The sequence below is a fragment of the Cytophaga hutchinsonii ATCC 33406 genome, assembly GCF_000014145.1.
Lineage (GTDB): Bacteria > Bacteroidota > Bacteroidia > Cytophagales > Cytophagaceae > Cytophaga > Cytophaga hutchinsonii.
The window spans coordinates 1,051,425-1,067,648 of record NC_008255.1 but is presented as its reverse complement, the minus strand read 5'-3'; the positions used below and the strand labels follow the sequence as shown (position 1 = coordinate 1,067,648).

Annotated in this window: 12 protein-coding genes; 8 read left to right on the top strand and 4 right to left on the bottom strand. The window is 38.3% G+C overall.

Annotated elements, in window-relative coordinates:
• Positions 1-27: 27 nt before the first annotated feature.
• Genes CHU_RS04520 through dnaG form a run of 4 tightly spaced genes read right to left on the bottom strand, consistent with a single transcriptional unit; the run spans position 28 to position 5,534 of the window.
• The gene (locus CHU_RS04520; RefSeq protein WP_011584324.1) at positions 28-1,218 is read right to left on the bottom strand and encodes a glycosyltransferase; all 1,191 of its coding nucleotides are present in this window, start codon (positions 1,216-1,218) and stop codon (positions 28-30) included.
• The gene (locus CHU_RS04515) at positions 1,215-2,408 is read right to left on the bottom strand and encodes a glycosyltransferase family 4 protein (protein ID WP_011584323.1); all 1,194 of its coding nucleotides are present in this window, start codon (positions 2,406-2,408) and stop codon (positions 1,215-1,217) included. The genes CHU_RS04520 and CHU_RS04515 overlap by 4 nt, the downstream gene beginning before the upstream one ends.
• Positions 2,409-2,415: 7 nt before the next feature.
• The gene (locus CHU_RS04510; protein WP_011584322.1) at positions 2,416-3,540 is read right to left on the bottom strand and encodes a glycosyltransferase family 4 protein; all 1,125 of its coding nucleotides are present in this window, start codon (positions 3,538-3,540) and stop codon (positions 2,416-2,418) included.
• 32 nt (positions 3,541-3,572) lie between these two features.
• Complete coding sequence (dnaG, locus tag CHU_RS04505) at positions 3,573-5,534, bottom strand: DNA primase (RefSeq protein WP_011584321.1); 1,962 nt, start codon at positions 5,532-5,534, stop codon at positions 3,573-3,575.
• Positions 5,535-5,941: 407 nt separating this feature from the next.
• On the opposite strand from dnaG, the gene CHU_RS04500 reads away from it, so the two are divergent.
• The 8 genes from CHU_RS04500 to CHU_RS04470 all read left to right on the top strand — a co-directional run bounded on the left by CHU_RS04500 (position 5,942) and on the right by CHU_RS04470 (position 16,104).
• A complete protein-coding gene (locus tag CHU_RS04500) occupies positions 5,942-7,045 on the top strand; it encodes an Mrp/NBP35 family ATP-binding protein (protein ID WP_011584320.1) in 1,104 nt (367 codons plus the stop codon).
• A gap of 3 nt (positions 7,046-7,048) precedes the next feature.
• Complete coding sequence (locus tag CHU_RS04495; protein ID WP_011584319.1) at positions 7,049-7,309, top strand: NifU family protein; 261 nt, start codon at positions 7,049-7,051, stop codon at positions 7,307-7,309.
• A 31-nt stretch (positions 7,310-7,340) separates the two neighbouring features.
• Complete coding sequence (locus tag CHU_RS04490; protein ID WP_011584318.1) at positions 7,341-10,034, top strand: D-alanine--D-alanine ligase family protein; 2,694 nt, start codon at positions 7,341-7,343, stop codon at positions 10,032-10,034.
• 1 nt (position 10,035) lies between these two features.
• The gene (locus tag CHU_RS04485; protein WP_011584317.1) at positions 10,036-10,812 is read left to right on the top strand and encodes a PASTA domain-containing protein; all 777 of its coding nucleotides are present in this window, start codon (positions 10,036-10,038) and stop codon (positions 10,810-10,812) included.
• A 16-nt stretch (positions 10,813-10,828) separates the two neighbouring features.
• Positions 10,829-13,021: a T9SS type A sorting domain-containing protein gene (locus tag CHU_RS04480; protein ID WP_011584316.1), complete on the top strand. Its 2,193-nt coding sequence runs from the start codon at positions 10,829-10,831 to the stop codon at positions 13,019-13,021.
• 231 nt (positions 13,022-13,252) lie between these two features.
• The gene (locus CHU_RS04475) at positions 13,253-14,059 is read left to right on the top strand and encodes a nucleoside-diphosphate sugar epimerase/dehydratase (protein ID WP_177254165.1); all 807 of its coding nucleotides are present in this window, start codon (positions 13,253-13,255) and stop codon (positions 14,057-14,059) included.
• The gene (locus CHU_RS18795) at positions 13,956-14,498 is read left to right on the top strand and encodes a sugar transferase (protein WP_316910344.1); all 543 of its coding nucleotides are present in this window, start codon (positions 13,956-13,958) and stop codon (positions 14,496-14,498) included. The genes CHU_RS04475 and CHU_RS18795 overlap by 104 nt, the downstream gene beginning before the upstream one ends.
• Positions 14,488-16,104 carry a hypothetical protein gene (locus CHU_RS04470; RefSeq protein WP_011584315.1) on the top strand — a complete coding sequence of 539 codons (1,617 nt, stop codon included), beginning with the start codon at positions 14,488-14,490 and terminating at the stop codon, positions 16,102-16,104. The genes CHU_RS18795 and CHU_RS04470 overlap by 11 nt, the downstream gene beginning before the upstream one ends.
• The last annotated feature ends 120 nt before the right edge of the window (positions 16,105-16,224 follow it).

Below are 16,224 nucleotides of genomic sequence, written 5' to 3'. Positions count from 1 at the left end.
AAACTATTCAATCTTATACTTATTGATTTATTGCTGCAGGCTTTTTTCAACCACTTCTTCAAATGCCTGCTCCAGCAAAGCCGTTGTCTGAGACCAGTCAAAATGCTCCTTTATAAATTCTTTCCCTTCATTACCAATTTTCTCAGCAACAAGTTCATTTTCCAATACATATTCTATCCGATCTGCAAATGCCTGAGCCGTGTCAGCTATATAAATCTGTGATTCATGCTTTGCCCCAAGTGCCTTATTGGCTAAACTTGTTGTAATGGACGGCAATCCACAGGCCATTGCTTCCAATAATTTATTCTGTAATCCGGAACCGCTTAATAACGGAGCCACAAATATTCTGGAACCTAACAGGTAAGGTTTAATGTCATCCACAAAACCTGTAACCAGTACATTTTCGCTTTGTAATTTAAGTACATCCGCAGAAGGGCTTGTACCTGCCAGGCAAACGGAAAGCTTTAATCCTTTCAATGCCAGTAAAGGTAATACCTGCTGCACAATAAACTGCGCAGCTACAATATTGGGGTGGTATCCCATGTTACCGGTAAAAATCAAATCGTATTTTTTCTCAATACGCGCAGCATCTTGCAGGTAATAATCGTTTACGCCATTAGGGATAATTGCCATGTTTTTCTGTACCGATTTAGGCAGAAACTCCGCATCCTGATTGGTGATGATTGAATACCCCTGAAATAATTTACTTGCATTTATTTCATATTGTTTCAATCGTTTTGCTTCTATACGAACCAAAGGCTTTTGATAAAAAGTAGAGAAATGAACCCGTTTGTACATCCCTTCAGACAATGCATCCATATAATCTAAAAAGAATGGAATATCTTCTTCGAACGGAATATTTTCAACCAGACGCACAAGCTGAACATATGCAACGTCAATATTGAATTTATAAATCCATTGACTCATGATCATTTTCATTTCACTGTTTTTAAAATAATTCACCTGAAAAGGAGACTTATTAAAAAGAGATGAAAATAAATTCCAATAAATATGTTTTTTTTCTAAACGAATGATCTTAATCTCTTCGCAATATTCTTTTACTTTCATCTGATGTTTATCAGCAACAACTTCATCTGAAAGGCATAATAAAAAGACCGTATGTTTTTTTGAAAGCTCTTTAATTTGATAAAAAGCCCTTAACTTATCTCCCTTATCTGTAGGATAGGGAAACCGGGATAAAGCAACTAAAATATTCATTCCAACTCGTTGTACATTTTCTCAAACCTGGCAATCAGCATTTTCCAGGAATATTCAGCCACTGCTCTTTCTCTGGCGTGTGTAGCTATCTGTGTTGCAAATGCTTTATCACGCAAAAGTAAAACAATTCCGTTTTTCAATTCAGTTGGTGTATCGCAAATAAGTATATCGTGATCCGGAACATACTGTATTCCTTCAGCTCCTATTGCAGTAGAAACAATTGGCATAGCCATTCCCATCGCTTCTACCACTTTTAAACGCATTCCGCCACCAGAAAGCAAAGGTACGACAAATACGTTGTGATTTTGTATAAAATCAGAAGCATTCGGAACGAATCCTTCTAAAAAAACTCCCGGGCCTTTCCATTTGTCAAAAGATGCATCCATTCCCTTTCCTGCTATATACAATTCAGCCTGAGGCATTTCATGCAGTACAAGCGGCCATACTTCTTTTAAAAACCAATCCATTCCTTCTATATTGGGCATCCACTGCATACTTCCGATAAAGCACACCGAATGCGGTTTCTTTACCGGATCTGCTATGAGACTGTCTTCAAAACCGGCTTGAATAGCAGTAAGCTTACCTGTATATGAACGGGTTTTATAATAAGCGGCATCATCCTCTGTGATAGCAATGATGGCATCAAATAAATGAAGGGTGGTATCTTCAAACGCTTTTATTTTTTTAGCTAAGTGCTGAATAAATACCTTTTTAAGTATGTTGGACGTATTTACTGCAACGCGCTCCCAGATCCTGTGTTCAATATTGTGCGAGCGAAGTACAATGTTAGCGGTTGTCAATTTTTTAAGTAAAGGAACATAGAGCGCCATATACGCGCCTTCAATCTGAATAATATCATATTGCTGCTCCTGTAACGCATTGGTTAATACAGTCTCAAATTCTTTGGATTTAAACCGTTCAATGTTGTAAGCTGTTTCAGAAAAAAAACTTTTTATCAATCCTTTTATCTTGAGGTCTGTATTGATGTTGGTATAAAAGAGGTTTCTGTAACCGGATGCTATGGATTGTGGATTTTCAAAATGTTTGTTGGTATTTAAAAAAGCAAGATCCACGATATGACCACATTGCTGCAAGTAATGGGCTACATACCAGGTGGCAATATTACCGCCATCATTTAATGGAAATGGTATTCGGTTGGTGATTTGTAAAATTCGGAGCGGAGAACTCATAACAGATTTAGCGCATCATTTTTTCAAAACTTGCCCAAAGCAATGCGGCTGTTTTGTCCCATGAAAATTTTTGACGCTGAATAACTCCTTGTGCAAGTAATTTTTCTCTTATATGCGGTGCTTTATAGATCTGAATCATAGCATTTGCTATAGCTTCTGAAGATTCAGGATTAACTAATAAGGCTGCTTTCCCGGCAACTTCCGGTAACGAAGTTGTATTGGATGTGATAACAGGGACGCCGCAGTTCAACGCTTCCAGTATAGGTATACCAAATCCTTCAAAATACGGAACGAATGTAAGCGCGTGCGCCGAAGCCATAATCCTGGCCAGTTCAGCTGTTTTTATGTGACCTAAAAAATGTATGTCGTGTCTGTAAATAAGCGTATGATACAACGATTGAATATCTTTATTGCTCCACATGGCTTTACCAACCAGAAGCAATTTCATGTCGCAGTTTGTCATTTTCTTAAACACCTCAAACGCTTTCATTAAGTTTAAGATGTTTTTGCGCGGATGCATGGATCCTATATACAGGAAAAACGGTCTGCCAGCTGAATGTTTATAACGAACCTTTACTTGTTCTGCTTCCGGAATTGGCTTGAATGCTGCATTGCAGCCATTGTATACCACATCAATTTTATCTGCCGGAATGTTGTATGTTTTTACCAGATCTTGTTTGGAAAACTCAGAAACGGTTGCAAGCCTTGTTGCCTTCTGAGCGAACAGGGGCATGTTCTTTTTGTAATAGTTTGCTACGCGTTTGGGTAAATCCTGAGGCCGGTGTTCAAAATTTATATCGTGAATTACGTTTAATACTTTTACTTTCGAAGACTTCGGCATATACCCATCTGTTGAAATAAACGCATCCGCTTTTACTTTCCGAAGCATAAACGGAATACTCCATTCAAAGAAAATATACCAAAGAAAGGGATGTCTTGCCTGCGGAAACAATACGTGCGGAACAACATTTTTCCCGAAAACAAATTTATCGTTATAGGGTCTGTCAAAGAAAAAGTGGAACGTATGCTGTGGATTCTGTTCCGTTATACGTTTCAATGTTTCATACGTAAACCAGCCGATTCCTTCCAGGCGATCCTCCAATAACAAACGTGTATTTACAGCAATATTCAATTTTCTGTCTGTTTTAATTTTTTAAATTACGATTACCCGACTACAATACCAAGCGTCTTATCAATATCTTTGGAAATCGTCTTTAATTCCATTGCGACCTGAAGTAAATGCATCAATTCTTCATTACTTCCATCCTTCTGAATCCGTTCAATTTCTTTGATATTGTCACGCATCATACATTTAAGGATAACACGTTTAAGCCTTAATACGGTTTTAGGCACTACAGAGTTTAACACATCTATTTCCTTGGGTACATCAATCTGAAATTTCTCCCAGTTATCACTGAGCTGAAACTTGGTAGAGAGCAGGTCTATGGCTGCATCCCGAACATATTGGGGCTGATCCTGCTGCAGAAAATCCGTATGCAGCACGGTATTGCCATTCAACCGGGTATCGATGATTTTTTTAATGATGTAATCGTATGCCGGGTTTTTGAATTCCACGTCCTGCAATTCATGTATCAGATAGTCAGACAGCGGCATTTCCTGCTCCATCGGTGAAGAAGCATAATTGATCAGGTAGCGCATCATATCCCGTTCATGAAGCTTCAGCGATTCTTCTTCAATACTTAACCGGACAATATCATCGGGCAATTCAATATCCGGAATTGCCTGAAGTTCAGCCAGCGCATGGCGGTCTTCTTCCCACTTTTTAGCTTCCTGATTCCCTTTCTGAATGGCTTTTTTATTGTATTCAGAAATGAGGATCTGCTCATCTATCTCCAGTAATTTACTGCATTCCCTAAAAAAAACAGAGCGTTTGATCGCATCCGGGACTTTAGAAATACTTTCTACAATATCTTTTATCACCTCTGCCCGCTTGATCGGATCATTCCCTATTTCCTTTAAACTGATTTCTGTTTTAAAAGAAATAAAATCTTTTTTATTCGACTTTATATAGTCTTTAAAAGCCGTGGGACCAATCTTCTGCACATAACTATCGGGATCTTCGCCTTGCGGGAATACAACAATAGACACATTCATATCCTGCTGCAGGATCAGGTCAACGCCTCGCAGCGATGCTTTTAAACCGGCTGCATCGCCATCATATAAGATCGTGATATTAGGTGTGTACCGCTTTACCAGTTTGATCTGGTCTTCTGTAAGCGAGGTGCCACTTGACGCCACAACATTTTCAACCCCCGATTGATGCAGCGAAATAACATCGGTATAACCTTCAACCAGCAAACATTCTTCTTCCTTGCGGATCGCTTGTTTGGCCTGGAATAAACCATAGAGAATTTTACTCTTATGATATATAACCGACTCAATGGAGTTAAGGTATTTTGCCTGTGTTTTATCTGCTTTGAGTATCCGGGCACCAAACGCGGTAACTCTCCCGGCCACGTTGTGGATCGGAAACATAACCCGGCCGCGAAAACGATCAAAAAATTTCTTTTCACTGTTTTCATTGGCATTGTCACGCTCAATGCTAAGACCTGTCTTGGTTAAAAACTCTGTTTTATATCCTTTTTCAATGGCATTTTTTGTAAAACCATCCCATTGGTCATGACTGTAACCAAGTTCAAATTTTTTAATGGTTTCTTCTCTGAATCCACGCTCTTTAAAATAACTCAGTCCAATGGACTTGCCGTCTTCCGAGTTCCAGAGCTGATCTGTGTAATACTGACTTGCATAATTGGTAACAACCAACATTGAATCTTTTTCGCTCTGCTCAAAATTCTGTTCTTCAGACAGCTCTTCTTCCTTGATTTCGATGTTGTATTTTTTAGCCATATAGGCCATTGCTTCCACATACGAAGCACCTTCATGTTCCATGATGAACTGAATGGCGTCACCGCCTTTTCCGCATCCGAAGCACTTGTAAATTCCTTTGGCCGGTGTTACCGTGAAGGAAGGTGTTTTCTCGTTGTGAAACGGACAGCACCCACTATAATAATGCCCTTTGCGTTTCAATGAAACGAAATCACTAATCACCTCGACAACGTCGATGGATTGCTGAATCTGGTCTATTGTATCTTTGGTTAAACGCACGGGTTCGTTTTAAATCTTTATTACTGTCTCTGAATGCTTTCTACTCTAAGAAACATCCTCTTTATCATCAAATAACTAACACATATTATACGTGAATAGTTTGATTACGGGCAGTTTACAAAGGTCAGCTATAAAAGGCATATTACCAACCTGCATCCTTTTTCACAGTGTGTGTTCGTATCTTCACATATGAAGTTATTCACATTTCTATTAAATCTGGATTCGGTTCCAAAGCTGGGATTTGACTGTATCCCTTTTAATGGAAGGAACTTGTATGCACAACAGTGTGTTAAGAGTGATTGCATTTATGCAAAAAGCTGTTCTGGTTTTAACGTGATTTCCGCATACATAAAACTAGTTTCTGGTATCTAAATTCATTAAATTGCACAAAATACCCTGTTAATAAAATGTCTATAACCCAAGAACAAGTTTTAGAAGCCCTGAAAACTGTACCTGAACCTGATCTGAAAAAAGATTTGGTTACGTTGAATATGATTCGTGACATCGCAATTGATGGTCAAAACATTTCTTTCACAGTAGTTTTGACAACACCTGCATGCCCGCTTAAAGAACTTATTCGCAACTCCTGTACAGAAGCGATTCATAAACTTGTTTCCGGTACAGCTGTTGTGGTGATTAATATGACAGCAGATGTTACAACGGGTCGTTTCAATAGCGGACCTGTACTTCCGCATGTTAAAAATATCATTGCTGTTTCGTCCGGTAAAGGTGGTGTTGGTAAATCAACGATCACCGCAAACTTAGCGGTTGCACTTTCTAAGTCAGGTGCCAAAGTTGGTATCATTGATGCCGATATTTCGGGTCCATCCATACCAACCATGTTTGATGTGGAAGATGTACGTCCGAATGTAATTGAAAATGAAAACGGCAAGCCAACGATCATTCCGATTGAGCAGTATGGTGTTAAACTTATATCCATTGGTTTTCTTTCACCGGCGGAAAGTGCGGTTGTATGGAGAGGACCAATGGCCAGTTCGGCTCTGCGTCAATTCATCAGCGATTGTGACTGGGGAGAACTGGATTACTTATTATTTGATATGCCACCGGGCACGAGTGACATACATCTTACACTCGTGCAGACAGTACCGGTAACAGGCGCAATCGTAGTAACGACACCTCAGAAAGTTGCTATTGCCGATGCGCAGCGTGGCCTACAGATGTTCCGTCAGCCACAGGTGAATGTACCGGTCTTAGGAGTAATTGAAAATATGGCGTGGTTCACACCTGCTGAACTTCCTGAAAATAAATATTATATTTTCGGGAAAGACGGCGGAAAAGAACTGGCAGAAAAATTTGATGTGCCGTTGCTTGGGCAGATTCCGTTGGTGCAGGGTATCCGTGAAAGCGGTGATATGGGAAAACCGGCCGTAATCAATCTGGATAAAATAACAGCGCAGGCATTTAAAGAGTTAGCCGAAACAGTAGCCCAGCAGGTGGCCATCCGTAATGCATCCCTGGCAGAAACAAGAAAAGTAGAAATTAAAGTATAAACCGTGAGTACAACAACTGAAAACACAGAACTGCTGGACAGAGTAGAACAAGCTCTTGAAAGTATCCGCCCGTATTTGATTACAGATGGTGGCAATGTACGTTTGGTAGAAATTACCGAAGATATGATTGTAAAGCTGGAATTGCTTGGTGCATGCGGTACTTGCCCGATGTCTGCTATGACATTAAAAGCAGGTGTTGAAGAATCCATCCGCAAGGCTGTCCCTGAGATAAAAGGTGTCTTTGCAATCAATGCTGAACAATAATAATTTTTAATTCACAGAAGTACATATTTCCATGAGAATAGGAATCATCTTTGGTGGACAGTCTAGAGAACGAGAAATTTCATTTGCTGGAGGAAGAACTGTTTACGATAATTTAAATAAAGATATTTTCACTACCGTTCCCATCTTTGTTGATAGCCTTGGCCAGTTCATTTTATTAGACTGGCAATATATCTACAAGGGAACCATTCGTGATTTCTACCCTCCTTTTGAATTTCTTCCTAAAAGCATTCATGGCTTTCAGGTCTATGTTGAATCACTTGGTGACCTTCCAAAAGAAGAACGGGATGCCATGATTCAAAAAGTAGGCAGAAAAATTGAGCCTTCTGACCTGAAAGAATTAATTGACTTTGCCTTCCTTGCTTTACATGGTCCTTATGGAGAAGATGGTGCCATACAAGGTATGCTGGACTGGAATAATATTCCCTATTCAGGTTCAGGCATTCTGCCTTCAGCTATTGGTATCAATAAATACATTCAGAAGAAATTAGTAGCACAAGCCAGTTTCAACGGACCTAACTATGTTACCTACAAAAAATCTACCTGGCTAAAAGGTGCTGATACAAAAGCACTGCTTGCACATTTTGAATCAAGCGTAGGTTTTCCTTTTGTTGTAAAAGCACCGTCACAAGGCTCTTCCATTGGTATTACGGTTATCAGTGAGCGAAATGAAGAAAAATTAAAGCAAGCGCTAAACCGTAGCTTTTTTCTTCAGGAAATTACAGCTGCAGACTGGAACACAAAAACAGAACATGCGAAAATAAAATGGGTGGCAACCCTTACCGATATCCGCGATGGTATTGGCATGCCCGTAAATGATGTATTACAAGGCAAAACCATTTATCATCCGGAAGAATTATTAGCACATTTAAATCAATCGCTTTCTTCTAAAGAACGTGTTTTATTGGAAAGTTTAGATAATGAGGAAGAAATCATCATTGAATCCTTTATTAAAGGCCAGGAATTCTCCTGCATTGTTATACAGGATGAAGATGGTAATCCAATAGCGCTGCCTCCTACGGGTATTGTTAAAGGAAATGATTTCTTTGATTACCGTTCAAAATATCTGCCGGGCATGTCAAGAAAGATCACACCTATTGATATTCCTGGCGAACAAGTTGAATTGATCCGCAGCGAATGCTGCCGCTTATATTCAACCTTACAGTTCAATGTATATGCACGTATTGATGGTTTTATTTCTCCTGAAGGAGAGGTCTTCTTAAACGACCCGAATACGACTTCTGGTATGATGCCATCGTCCTTCTTTTTTCATCAGGCAGCAGAGATCGGCTTAAATCCGTCTCAATTCCTTACCTACATTATCCGTACGTCTATTCAGGAGCGTATTAAAGACGGCAAAAGAAGTTTGCGCTACAAACAATTGCTGGCAACACTGGATCAGGCAATTTCATCTGAAAAGAATTCTTCCAAAGAAAAAATTAAAATTGCTGTGGTAATGGGTGGCTATTCTTCTGAACGCCACATCTCCGTTGAAAGCGGAAGAAATATCTTTGAAAAACTTTCCTCCAGTACAAAATACCAGCCGCTTCCTGTGTTCTTAACAGGCAGTGACGAGCAGCACCGTTTATTCATCTTACCGATCAATATTTTATTGAAAGACAATGCAGATGATATACGTGAAAAAGTAATCAACTTTAAAGGGCACCACCCGATCATTGAACATATTGCAAAAGAAACGGAATCGATCAGCAGCCGGTATGTGAGCAATGCAATTAAAGATCCGAAAGAGATTTCCTACAAAGAACTTTCTGAGCTGGTAGATGGCGTCTTCATTGCCCTGCACGGCCGGCCGGGAGAAGATGGCAGCATGCAGAAAGAGCTTGAGAAATATCAGTTGCCGTATAACGGTTCAGGTATACAAAGTTCTCAGATCACGATCAATAAATTTGAGACAAACCGCATTCTTCGGGAGCATGGTATTTCTGTTGCAAACCACAGAATGGTTTACAAGCAGGAATGGTTAGACGCAGGCGAAAAATTGTTATCCGAAATTGAATCCGGTTTTATATATCCCATCATTGCTAAACCATCTGACGATGGATGCAGCTCTGCGGTTAAAAAGATAAAAAACAGAGACGAGCTTCGTGCCTATACCCGATTAATGTTTGGTGAAGAAGCCATTCAGGGATCTGTCAGTTCTTCCGTATTGGGATTGAAATATAACGAAGAATTTCCGCAGAAAGATTATTTCTTAATTGAAGATCTGGTTTCTAAAGGCAATGCAAAACATTTCCTGGAAGTTACGGGCGGATTAATGACCCGTTTCAACGATAAAGGCAACGTTGAATATGAAATATTTGAACCTTCTGAATCGTTGGCTACCGGTGATGTTTTATCCCTGGAAGAAAAATTCCTTGCCGGTGAAGGACAGAACATAACCCCGGCGCGTTATACAACCAACAAAGCAGATTATGAGCAAGTGGCTTCAGAAGTACGTGCAACATTAAAACGCGTAGCTGAAGTATTGAATATTCAGGGGTATGCACGGATCGATGCGTTTGTACGTGTCTTTGAAAACAATAGATCTGAAACCATTATCATTGAAGTAAACTCGCTGCCGGGCATGACGCCTGCAACCTGTATATTTCACCAGACGGCTATTAATGGATATAAGCCATACGACTTCATTGATAACATTTTAACATTTGGCATAGAAAGAGAAAAGAAAAAATTAGCTAAAATATAATATGAAATTATTTAAAGCAGATTCATTAAAAAGTGTATTCATTCATGCAGGAATTATAGTAAGTATTTTTGTAGGTTTAATACTCATCTTCTTTTACTGGTATTTACCGTCTGTAACCAAGCACGGAGAATACATCAGTGTACCTAAATTAGAAGGCCTGTCGATCAGCCAGGTTGAACAGAAATTAAATGACCTGGGTTTGCGTTATGAAATCAGTGATTCAACATTTAAGCCGGGTATTACACCATTAACTGTTTTAACACAACATCCGCTGCCGGGCAATGAAGTAAAAGAAAACAGAAGGATCTATTTGAGTATTGCAGCTCAGCACCCGCCCAATATTAAAATGCCTAAACTGATTGATGAATCTCCCAGAGGAGCTGAAATGATTCTTAAAAGCCTAGGTTTACAGATGGGCGAAATTAAAACAGCTCCACATCCATACCCTACTGTTTTAGGGCAGTTTATAAATGGTGCTCCCGTAAAAGAAGGTACTTCTATTCCCAAAGGCTCTAAAATTGACCTGTTGGTAGGTACCGGCAGAGGTGAAACGGATGTTGAAATTCCCAATTTGGTAAATATGTCTTTAGATGAGGCGAAATCCACCATCAGCAGTATGGGCCTGGTGGTTGGGCTTGTTAATTATGATACAAATTCAAAATTAGCAGAAGGAACAGTATGCAATCAAAAACCTGCATACCAATCGGGGCAAAAACTTCGTTCTGGAGATATAATCGATCTTGTTGTAGCGGGAAGCGATCCGGTAATTCCTCAATAATTCATTTATCCAGCGTATGAAAAAACTTTTTTTTCCGTGTCTGCTTTTTGTGTTGATTGGTTCTATGCCTGTATTGGCACAGGTATCCATTGTACCATTGACCCAATATAATGTTGGTGAAACAGCTGAATATTCAGCCTCCGATGCACGTACTGCAGCACTCACTCAAACAGATACGTTAAAACTTCCCTATATTGAAGATTTTTCAGGGCCACAATTACCTATTGATACCATTAAAATAGTTGCCTTTACTTCAACAGAAAATATATACGAGATCAAACAATTAAAGCTTCATCCGCTGCTTAGCGGAGATAGTATCCGTATTTTAAATGCATTCGGAAGCGGGGAAAAATTTGATACTACAGCTTATAATATTTTAGGTAAACGATTTGTAAAAGTTCTTGATAAATATACCTTTCAGCTATTTAATGACAGGCTTTTAACGGTTCCAACCACTGTTAATGCTGACCCGTTAGCTCAGATGCAATATTGCAACTGGTATAAACTGGGTATTAATGGCTACAGTACAAAACCCGATGTGTTAGGTTTTCTTGACGATAGCGGTGGTGTGTATATTAATGACAACATGTCTTTAAATCCTGTAAGCATCGGGGTTGCCTCTTTTGATGCGATAAAGTATACGGGATTTCCGTATTCAAATGCTAATGTTAACGGGTATGCTGATAAATTAACCTCATTGCCCTTTAATTTATCTTCCTATAAAGCAAAAGACTCTGTTTATTTCAGCTTTTACTGGCAATCAAAAAGCTTCGGAGATACACCGGAAAGTTCTGCCTATTTAATTCTGGAATTTAAAAACCGCAATAACGTATGGCAGGAAGTATGGCGTAAATATGGCGACCCGACACAAACAATTGATACCTTCCGTGTTGTTAATATACCTTTAAAAGACACTCTTTACCGGCACAAAGGGTTTCAATACCGGTTCAGAAATTATGGTTTGTTAAGCGGACGGTTTAATGTGTGGAACATCGATTACATTTATATCAATTCAAAACGCACGGTAAATGCAGCTCAAACAGGAGATCTGTGTATTGTAAATACAAGCAGAAGTATTCTTACGGAGTACACATCTATACCTTATAAACATTTCATTTCATTGTCCTCATCTGATCAAGCAGATCTCATCAATCAGGATCTTTTTTTCACATTAAGAGATTTAAGATTTGGCGGCCCTGCCCTATCTTCTAAAAACAATCTTCTTGTCCGGGATAATTTAGGCAATACTATTTCGAATGATAATCATGCTGATATAACTACGGGTGTTATATCAAGATGGTCTTTCCCTTCTCCGGTATTAGATCCTCTAAAAATGGATACTCCATATGTCGTAAAACAAGAGTATTCCTACAACATTGTAGATTATAAAGCTCCGATTGATTTATCTTTCAATAACTTTAAGGCCATAGAAACATATTTCTACGATTACTATGCCTATGATGACGGCATACCGGAAGATGCATTTGAAGCATATCAGCGAAACGGTGAAGGAATCTTATGCGCCAATAAATTCGACATTTTAAAAGAGGATTCGCTTACGCACATAGACTTCTGCTTTATCAAAAACTTCGGCCCCAGTGTGGAAAACTCAATCATTACAATGGCTGTTTGGAAAGATGGAACAGCCATTGAAGAACAACTAAGTCAGCAAATAACCGTAAAATACAGCACGATTGTTAATGGATTTGTACGTTATGCAGTAACACCTTCAGATAAAGCGAAGTTAGCTGCGGGCACCTATTATTTTGGTTTTAAACATTTTATTGCCGGAAGCTTATTTGTAGGTTATGATAGAAATAATGATAACCTGGATAAAATAGTTACCAGCAGCAGTACGAATACTACCTGGACTGCTTTCAATACAAATGCGAATGCGTTAACAGGTACGTTGATGATAAGACCGGTATTTAAAGGAAAACCATTGCTTGTTACTGATATTGAAGATCAAGCAGCATCCGAAACATCCAATACATTTATTCTTTATCCCAATCCGTCTGCCGGAGAGTTACATTTTACCGGTGCACCTGAATATATATCGATTTATGACTTAACGGGTAAATTAATTCAAACAACTCATGTGAAAGAAACAGATTTGCTTGATATTTCCGCGCTGAACAATGGTTTATATGTAGTAGTTCTGCAAAAGGCCGATTATTCAGAAACTAAACGTCTTGCCGTTCAAAAATAAAATTATTCTCAATTCAAAAGATGTAATTACTTTTCGTAATTTCGTCTACATGTAAATTACCAATACAAAATTATGAATTCCAGATACAGTAAGTTCTTATGGTTAATACAATTTATAGGAGATGTATCATTATTAAATATCGCATTTTTTATTTCCTATTTATTTTCTGATCAAACACCACCTTTTTCCCACATTACGGACCACTATATTACCCTGCATATTATTTTTAATATGTCGTGGATTATTCTTGCGGTTAGCTTTAACATCTATATATATTCAACTGTCCGGCGGCGGAAATTAGAATTAGTTGTATGGAATCTGATAAAAATTGTTGCCTTGCATGTACTTATTATATTTACTTTTATCGGCGCCTTAAAAGAGTCGTATTATTCCAGACAAATGCTCTTAATGACGTATCTGATTTTAGGCATCAGTCTTTTTGCATGGCGTCTGCTTTTTATTCTGTTCCTTAATTGGTACCGTAAAACTGGTTCTAATTTTAGAAATGTATTGATTATTGGTGCAGGACCGGTTGGTTTACAGGTAATGCGCTATATCATTTCGAAAGACAATTCGGGATATAGATTTTTAGGATTTCTGGATGATGCCACGCAACATGTAAAACACAAAGAATTGGTTTTAGGTAATGTTGATGCGTTAAAAGAAATTTGTGAAAGCAGGTTTAAAATTGATGAGATCTTCTGTACACTTCCATTTACATCGTCTAAAAAAATCCGTTCCATTATTGAATATGGCGATAACCATTTGATCCGTGTGCACCTGGTTCCTGACTTCAGAGGCTTTTTAAATAAAAAAGTAGATCTTGAATTTTATGATCATGTACCGGTATTAAACATTCGGAAAGAACCGTTAGAAAGTATCTTTAGCCGAATGTTAAAACGGATATTTGATTATTGTATTTTCACTTTTAGTATTGATATTGCTGTGTTCATGGTTATTCCCATTACTTGCTATTATAATAAAATTAAGTTCACCGGGGCCGGTATTCTTTATACAGAAAAGAAGCGGCCGAAATAATGAAGAATTTGATTGTTATAAATTCAGAAGCATGAGTGTGAATAAAGATTCTGATAAAGTTCAGGCAACGGTAAATGATTCACGGGTAACTGCTATTGGTAAATTTCTCCGAAAATCAAATCTGGATGAACTGCCACAGTTTATAAATGTATTGATCGGGAATATGTCTGTTGTCGGGCCGCGTCCGCACATGCTGAAACATACGGCTGATTATTCTGCTATTATTGATAAATTTATGGTTAGGCATTTAATTAAACCCGGCATAACAGGCTGGGCACAGGTAAATGGCTTTAGAGGTGCTACCATCCAACCGAGATATATGATGAAGCGTGTTCGTTACGATTTATGGTATATTGAAAACTGGACCTTTTTGCTGGACCTGCAAATTATAGTAATGACTGCTTATACAATGATACGAGGCGACAAAAATGCATTTTAGACTAACGGGTATACTTTTTTTCCTTGCCATTTTTTCAACGGCAGCGCAAAGCAGGTTCAGTCCGCTTGAGCGACAATATCTGTTAAGTGAAGAGGCGCAGATTCATTCTAAAGAAAACAATCTGCACACATCTATCCAGCCATATTTTATTAATGAAACAAAATCATTATTCAATATGGATAGTCTGTGCGAGGGTGTTCATTATACTATAAAAAGAAAAAATTTTATAAATAAAGTCGCAGATAATTTCAGCAATAATTATCTGGTTCCTGTAGATTCGGGCATTGTTTCTATCCGTGCTACTCCCCTGTTTGATTTAGAATTATCATATGACCCCAGCAAAAAACAGCAATATTATAGAAATACCCGTGGTGTTTTAATCTATGGGGATTTTGGACAAAAGTTTTCATTCTATACAGGCTTTTATGAAAACCAGGCCTCGTTCCCCGGATACATAAATACATTCATTGATAGCAATCTGGTAGTTCCCGGACAGGGATTAACAAAAAGCTTTAAAGGAGATAAAGGACAGGATTTTGGTTTGCCTTTTGGTTATGTTTGCTATAATCCCAACAGATACCTGACGGTACAATTCGGGCAGGACAAAAACTTTATTGGTAATGGATACCGTTCCTTATTACGGTCTGACAACACGATGAATAATCCTTTTTTTAAACTTCAAACATCTTTCTGGCATATTAAATACATGGTTTTGTATGAACAATTTATGGATGTGCATGCCGAACAGATTACTGTTTTAGGGAAAGGCTATCCGAAAAAATATTCCACGACTCATTATTTAAGCTGGAAAGTATCAAAATCATTTGAATTTGGGCTTTTTGAATCTATTGTCTGGCAAGCCGCTGATTCAAATGGTGTACGCGGATTTGACTGGGCATACTTAAATCCTGTAATTTTTTTACGGCCTACTGAGTTTTATAATGGCTCCGCTGATAATGCATTAATGGGCATCAATCTGAAATATCAGATATTGCATAATATGTATGCGTATGGACAAATTATCCTGGATGATTTGAAGTTTGATGAGTTAAAAAAGAAAAACTCTAAATACCCTCAAAAATATGGCTTCCAATTAGGTGCAAGATATTTTGACATTGCAAAGATCAAAGGTCTGGCTGTTCAGGGAGAATTCAATTACGTTATGCCGTATACCTATTCGCACCGTCTTTCATTACAAAACTATTCTCATTATAATCAATCGCTGGCGCATCCGCAAAATGCGAATTTTATTGAATGGATAGGCATCATTGATTACAACAGAAAAAGATGGTCTTTTTCGAATAGACTGGTTTATTGTAATTATGGGGCAGACAAAACAGCTGCCACGAATTACGGCCACAATATATTTGCAGATATAAGCCAATATCCAAATTATTACCAGGGGAACCAGATTGTTCAGGGATACAAAAACACGCTTATATATAATACGCTAACAGCAGCATATATCATTAATCCCAAAGTTAATATGCGTTTAGAAGCCTCCTTTACCTACCGTTCGCAGAAAAATACAGATGAAAATATCGTTGACAAACTTATCGGATTCAGTTTCAAAACAGCGCTATTTAATAAATACTACGATTTTTAGTCATACTGAATTTACTATATAAGTCAAAGAGCTTCATTGAAATATCAATGAAGCTCTTTGACTTTATAACTCGGGAAAACTGCTCTTGCATCCTACAAGAAACCAAATCCACTCTTAATA